Here is a 6,613-nt window from a genome sequence, read left to right as displayed (position 1 = left end):
TAGCTCATCTGCCACCCGCTGTTCTCCCCCGGCACCACGCCGTTCACGATGCCGCTCACGTGACGCACCGGGATATCTCCCTGCCACACCGTCAGCACCGCTCCCTTCTCCAGGAAGTCCTCCGCCGTCAGGTCGAACAGTCCGCTGACGATGCTCACCTCCAGCGAAAACGGCGCGGAATAACGCTCCGTCAGGCGGAAGCTCACCACTGCCGTCGCCATCTCCATGATGCCGTCCACCGCCAGTGTGAAACGCAGTCCTCTTAGTGACATAAAATAATCTCTCTTTCGTTATTGCATCACAGGATACAGAAGCGGTCAGGTCAGCCAGTTAAATAACGGTCAACCACAGGAACAGGAACATCGATATTCTGCCAGCGTTACCAGAACCATTTGTGAACAATTTTTCTGTACTTAACACAAAGTCAGGGACAGATATAAAAAGCTGCTGACTATTTACAATTTGTATATTTCTGGCGGTTGAAAATTTTTTCTTTCAGAATACTTCCCGGAAAGCATCTTATTATTCTCCGGCTCCTGATATGGTTTATGCAATGAGTTTAAAGCGGATAGAGCTGGTCATGCAACTTTCCGCATAATACATTATTATCAATAAAACAATCCGACACAGAATAATAAATTAATTTCTTAATATCATCTTCATTAAAAATTACGCGGAGGTGATTAATAAATTCATATTCCAGATTTGGCTTCTCTTTTATCATCGACGATAGTTCGGCTAGTCGCCCCCATTTATCTACCAGCAGACGAATAACCGATGCTGATGTATCGTCCAGAGGAAACTCTTCATCACAGGCACTGGGCACTGAACACTGTATTAGAGAAAAAATCAGCCCCAGCTTTCCAGGTGCGTTTTTACGCTCAGTATCTGCGTCTTTCCTGTCTCCAGTTCCTGAACCTCATGGACACCTGAATTTAAATTATCATCACGACTAACGGTGCCTTACGGAGTTCACAATATGCTCCGCAAGCGCCTTCAACTCGCCCGGTGTCATACGCGGGTGGCCTCTTGTCATATTTCCGTAACTCACCACATAGACCTGTAGGTCGGGTTTACGGGTACTGTCCTGCGGATCGCCCCGGACAAATCCCACGTAGCCATAGTCAACATGACCATCTCTCGCCGTTGATTTCATAAACGACCCTGTTCCTTTACGGCCATCCATTTCGATCGTTGACCACTGTATCTTTTTATCGCCAGAGGGCAGATACGTGGTACTCCACATCCATTTTATGAAATCCTTCGCGCTGTAATTTTCTATTATGTCTCCCCCCCCGCTCCGTTTGTGGAAGCATTTCCGGATACTGGAAACTGGCATCCTGGAACAGGATGGTCACATCCGGATGATCCTTCATCCGGTAAGTGACTACCATATTTCGCGGCTCATGGCCGGAATCGTTAGCCACAAAACCATAGGGCAGGCAAAACCCAGGCTCTGATGGAACCTCATATAACTGGCGTGGAAGAAAACGATTCATCAAAGAAACAACTTTTGATTCGTTATTGAGGAGAAAATCATTTGTTGTTTGCGTCTTCGTGGGAGGGATATCATTTATATTACTATAAAATCTATACACTCGCCTATTTTTGATAATGTATAACGAGTAAGAGTTTACTTTATAAAATGAAAAGGCATTTTCATATTCTCTAATTATATATTTTGTTGCCCTATTAAATTCATCATTTGATTCATCAGTGATGTTTTTTAAGTAATTTATTTTAAAATCAATATTTTCTTTAAGCATTCGCTCAAACGAATAAATATCCAAAGGAGTGTCATTTTTTGTTGAGATAGTTATGTCGTGATCATCATAAATAAAATTAGAAAACTGTGCTTGAGTTGTATCATTGTCATTTATATTATTGTATAATCCAAATGTGATTTTTGATGGGATATATTGAACAGCCCCCATAGCCTGTGTTCTCTTTAGTGGATGAATAAGACCATCAATATGTTCCACTGCTACTTCAATATTTTCTGGCAACTGAAATTGATAATATCCTACACATTCATCACGCCACTTTAGATCTTCAGCATTAGAAAAACAACAATACAAACATAAAAATATCAGGCCAGGATGTTTCATATAACTCCCTATATTACTAACGATGCCTTACGGAGTTCACAATATGCTCCGCCAGCGCCTTCAGTTCGCCCGGTGTCATACGCGGGTGGCCTCTCGTCATATTCCCGTAACTCACCACATAGACCTGTAGGTCGGGTTTACGGGTACTGTCCTGCGGATCGCCCCGGACAAACCCCACGTAACCATAGTCAACATGGCCGTCTCTCGCCGTCGATTTCATAAACGACCCCGTTCCTTTACGGCCATCCATTTCGATCGTTGACCACTGTATCTTTTTGTCGCCGGACGGCAGGTATGTGGTACTCCACATCCATTTGATGAAATCCTTCGCGCTGTAATTTTCTATTATGTCTCCCCCCCGCTCCGTTTGTGGAAGCATTTCCGGGTACTGAAAACTGGCATCCTGGAACAGGATGGTCACATCCGGATGATCCTTCATCCGGTAAGTGACTGCCATGTTTCGCGGTTCATGACCGGAATCGTTAGCGACAAAACCAACGGGCAGGCAAAAGCCTGGCTCTGATGGAACCTCGTATAGCTGACGTGGACGAAAACGGTGCAATAAAGAAAGGACCTCTGGTTCATTGTCATGCAAAAACTTATCGGTTGTCTGTGAATTATCGTTCTTTTCCTCTTCAGCTGCACCAGAGAAATAATACTGACGATCATCCTTAAATATATAAAGACTATAAGCAACGGATTTATAAAATCCAAATGCATTTTCATAGTCTTTTATGATGTACTTGCTCATTCTGTCAAAATATTCTTTAGGATAAGAAGTTCTGTCTCGCCTATAATTAATCTTGGAGTCAAAATTTTCCCTCACCATCTTTTTAAAATTGTATATATCTATAGGAGTTTTAGATTTCGTTGAAACCATATAATAATACTTGGCATAATCAAAACTAGAGAACTGTGCCTGAGTCGCATCATTATCGGAAAAACCTCTATATGCTCCAAAAGTAACAACAGACTTTATATATAATTCCCCCCCAATCGCCTCAGTCCTTTTTCTTGGATGAAAAGTACCTTCTGCCGGATATAAAGCCACATCACTATTATCAGGTAATTGAAACTGATAATATCCAACACATTCATCACGCCACTTTAGATCTTCAGCATTAGAAAAACAAGAATACAAACATAAAAATATCAATCCAGGATATTTCATATAACCACCTTTCTTATATGCAGCATTTAATTAATCAGTGCGGCATGATAATCAATCAGATTGTTTTCACCTTCAGTCCAGTGTACAGGGAGTAATGTAATATAGCCTTTTACCCCACTGAGTTTATCCGCATTTTTTACAATCCCCTTATAATTGTTCCAGAAATTTTCTGAAAATGGCATTTGCTCCATTGCTTCCTTCGGATTATTATGTCCAGCCATATATACGGGCCACAGCGATGCGGGCATTAAATCCTCTTTTCTGCTTTTATCACTTGGCTGATCGCTAACATCAACTCCCATGTTAGTTACCTGATCTTTCGGAATAAAATCAAACACCTCATCATAAATATTCGTATTCGCCTTTGCCCGCGCCCTTATCGCTCTCCAGCACGCCGCCGATGCTGGTTTCTCCAGATCAACCTCCCCGGCAGCCTCCCCCAGGATCTTCCTCCACGCATTCATCCTTAAATCCTGCGCAAATTGCCTCACCGGCGTCTGTGTTCCGATATCATCCATCACCTGCGTACAGTGCTCCGTATCCATTACCAGTACTGCCAGCTCCGAGTCCCCGTCCCCTTTCAGACTCCGCTCATTGATATTTGCGCTCCCCACCAGCACATAACGGTCGTCCACTATCATCAGCTTGCTGTGAACGTAAACCTGTTCCGTCACCGGTACTCCGCCAATATTATCCCATGCCCGCAGGTTCAGCAGCGTCACATACGCATCGCACGCCGAGAAATCATCATCTTTATACAGTTCCTTATCCAGCCATTCCTGCTCTTTCTTCGGAATTTTATCATACCAATCCTGCCGCTCTGACGGTGATAACTGCTCCATCACCCACAGCGCCTGGCGTACCCGGTTCAGCAGGCTCCGGCTACCAAACACCAGTGACTGCCGTGTCTGGTGCACCTGCGCCACGATTGGACCGTCATTCAGCCTTCCTTCCGCATGCACCGGCAGTACGATATACACGTGGAACGGTTGCTGCATATTCGCATAAATGGCGTGTGTTATCCTGTCCCCCAGCCATTCCGCTATCTCGTTCACAGGTTCCGCGTTTGAGTTCCCCGGCCCTCCTTTGCTCGCCACCGCTGCCGCCTTTCCGGATATCTCCTTCGCGACCGCACTCAGCGGTGCATTATCCGCTATCGACGGCTTGCCAAACGCCGAAATAAAAAACTGATTTTCGATGTAAATATAGTGCTCCGCCTTGCTGATAAGCTGGAACATGCTCCGGCGGATATCGTCCTGTTTCATTTCGGGTGCTGGCGCATCTGAATTTGCGTCATGCTCTTTATTCCGCATTTTCAGCGACGCACTGCGCAGCACCTGCACCTGGCAGGTGCCGGGTTTCGGCGACGGATACTTTACCGGGGCTGTCAGATGAGGTTTATCCGTCTGTAATTCGCTTTTTTTACTCTCCTCACCGTAGCTGTTCCAGCGCCAGACAAAGTTTCTCACCAGATCGTCCACCGCTGGCCCCTCAATCCGCACCTGGTAATCCTGCCACGGCATCCGCGGCTGATGCCCTGCATCCAGCCAGTGGTATCGTGGTGGCTCCTCCTGCTCCTCGGGAAACGGTAAATGCGATTCGGGCGAATGTTTTTCGGGCGCATCCGCATTCGGGCGCTGATAATTGTGCGGATTCAGCACTGCATCCGCAATGCGCAGTGCCACTTTCTCTCCTTCCGCCTGGCGCTCCGCTTTTGTCCGGCGTCTGTCCTCCGGAAATGAATCTTCCTGCGGATCGAACTCCACCCTTGGATCGTAACAGTCCTCACCGGATATCCCGGAACTCAGCGGCTCCATATAGCAAACGCAGGAGTTATACATATTCATCCCTTTCCGGTTTGCCGCATCCGCCTTCAGCGTATACCCCTCCAGACCGGTGTTCTCATCATAGCGCCCGTAGGCCAGATCTATCCCTCCCAAAAAGGCTACAGACTCATCAATAATCACGCACTTCTGGTGATGGGAGAAAAAAATACTGGACTGTTGCCCCGCCAGCCGGACGTAAAACGCTTCCCGGCCCAGTTTCGTGTTCAGCGCCGCAAACACCCGCTCTGTGGCTCTCGTATACGTCTCCAACACGGATGAATTCTTCCAGGGCATGATATAGACTTTCAGCTGCGGTTTTACATTCACCTGTTCCCATAACGCATCAACCAGTCTTTTACCCGGTTCCAGCAACGCATCCCAGTTGACCTGCCAGCCGGTAATATAAATACTTTTCGCCGCCTTCCCAAACTCAGCCAGTAATTTATCATAATAGGCTTTTCCTCCCAGGCAGGCATCAACCTGGTTTCCCTCAGTATATTGAGCAAAATTTTGTGCTATTTCTTTATCATCAATTTTGGCGGTGTAATGAATCCAGTGCATATCTGTACCGTGCGCCATTTTAGATTTTTCACTTTCGTCCGTAAAATAGATAGTGCAGTTACTGATATTATCTGACATAATAATTATTCCTCATCCAGCAAAGCAATATTCAGCAGCATCCCGCTCTCTTCCGTTCCCGACTCCTGCTGCACGCACTGCCACAGTTCATCTCCCGGCGTGGAGTCCACCACCGAGTTAAAATACCGGTGATACCCCATCGCATCCTGGGCACAATAATCCTTAATCCTCGGATCTTCCTGAGCAGATACAAAACGAAAATCGAGGTGGTATGCCTTACCCCCCTGCACCAGCCACAGGGTCGATGAATACTGCTGGTACAGTTCCATCAGTTCCTGTTTTTGTTCTTCCGACGCAAACAGCTTACCGTTATCATCGCTTCTCCCGTTCATTACACTCTGATCGGTTGTGACAGCCTGAAGGAACGAGGACGCCACCACGATGTTCCACATCCGGCCCGATAACGCCAGGCCATTCATCCCGGGCGCATCTGACAAGCGTATCGCTGGCTTGTATACCTTCGGATCTGCGGGTGGCGGGAATTTACCAGCCCCGGCTCCGCCATTTCCCCCTCCTGCGTCTCCGTTATCCTGCCCGTCATCCGCGTCACTATCCCCATCATCCTTCAGCGCCTTCAGTACCGCCGGTTGCAGTGTCGGTACCGGTGTTCCCGGACTCCCTCCGCCGTTCAGGTTTATCCTCGGCCCCGTGATATCCACCCCGCCCGCCTGAATGACCACGAACGATGCCCCCACTTTCAGGCTGATACTGCCGCTGCTTTGCAGCACGATACTGTCCTGGACCTTAACGCCCAGCGCACCGCTCACCTTCCGCGCCAGGTCTCCCTTCACCTCCAGGCTGTGCGTCCCCCCGACCCGGCTGATATGGTCTCCCGTCGTGCTCTGCTCCTGCTTCCCTTCCACCGTCAC

The 6,613-nt window shown here is 47.4% G+C and carries 4 protein-coding genes and 2 pseudogenes; all 6 read right to left on the bottom strand.

The annotated features are described in order from the left end of the window. Positions 1 to 272 (bottom strand): annotated as a pseudogene (locus CHU32_RS27345) (type VI secretion system tip protein VgrG); the annotation flags it as partial. Positions 273 to 952: 680 nt separating this feature from the next. Further along, on the bottom strand, positions 953 to 1,156 hold the full coding sequence (locus CHU32_RS27340) for a hypothetical protein (RefSeq protein ID WP_103678812.1): 204 nt from the start codon (positions 1,154 to 1,156) through the stop codon (positions 953 to 955). 55 nt (positions 1,157 to 1,211) lie between these two features. Further along, positions 1,212 to 2,108, bottom strand: a complete 897-nt coding sequence (locus CHU32_RS27335) for a T6SS immunity protein Tli4 family protein (protein WP_103678811.1) — start codon at positions 2,106 to 2,108, stop codon at positions 1,212 to 1,214. A 16-nt stretch (positions 2,109 to 2,124) separates the two neighbouring features. After that, positions 2,125 to 3,279 carry a T6SS immunity protein Tli4 family protein gene (locus tag CHU32_RS27330; protein WP_103678810.1) on the bottom strand — a complete coding sequence of 385 codons (1,155 nt, stop codon included), beginning with the start codon at positions 3,277 to 3,279 and terminating at the stop codon, positions 2,125 to 2,127. Between the two features lie 26 nt (positions 3,280 to 3,305). Further along, a complete protein-coding gene (locus tag CHU32_RS27325) occupies positions 3,306 to 5,744 on the bottom strand; it encodes a phospholipase D-like domain-containing protein (RefSeq protein ID WP_139156245.1) in 2,439 nt (812 codons plus the stop codon). A gap of 5 nt (positions 5,745 to 5,749) precedes the next feature. Further along, positions 5,750 to 6,613 (bottom strand): annotated as a pseudogene (locus tag CHU32_RS28745) (hypothetical protein); the annotation flags it as partial.

The organism is Superficieibacter electus (assembly GCF_002915575.1).
GTDB classification, from domain to species: Bacteria; Pseudomonadota; Gammaproteobacteria; order Enterobacterales; family Enterobacteriaceae; genus Superficieibacter; species Superficieibacter electus.
Note: the sequence above shows the minus strand (reverse complement) of the source record. Positions and strands in the feature narration are given on the sequence as shown.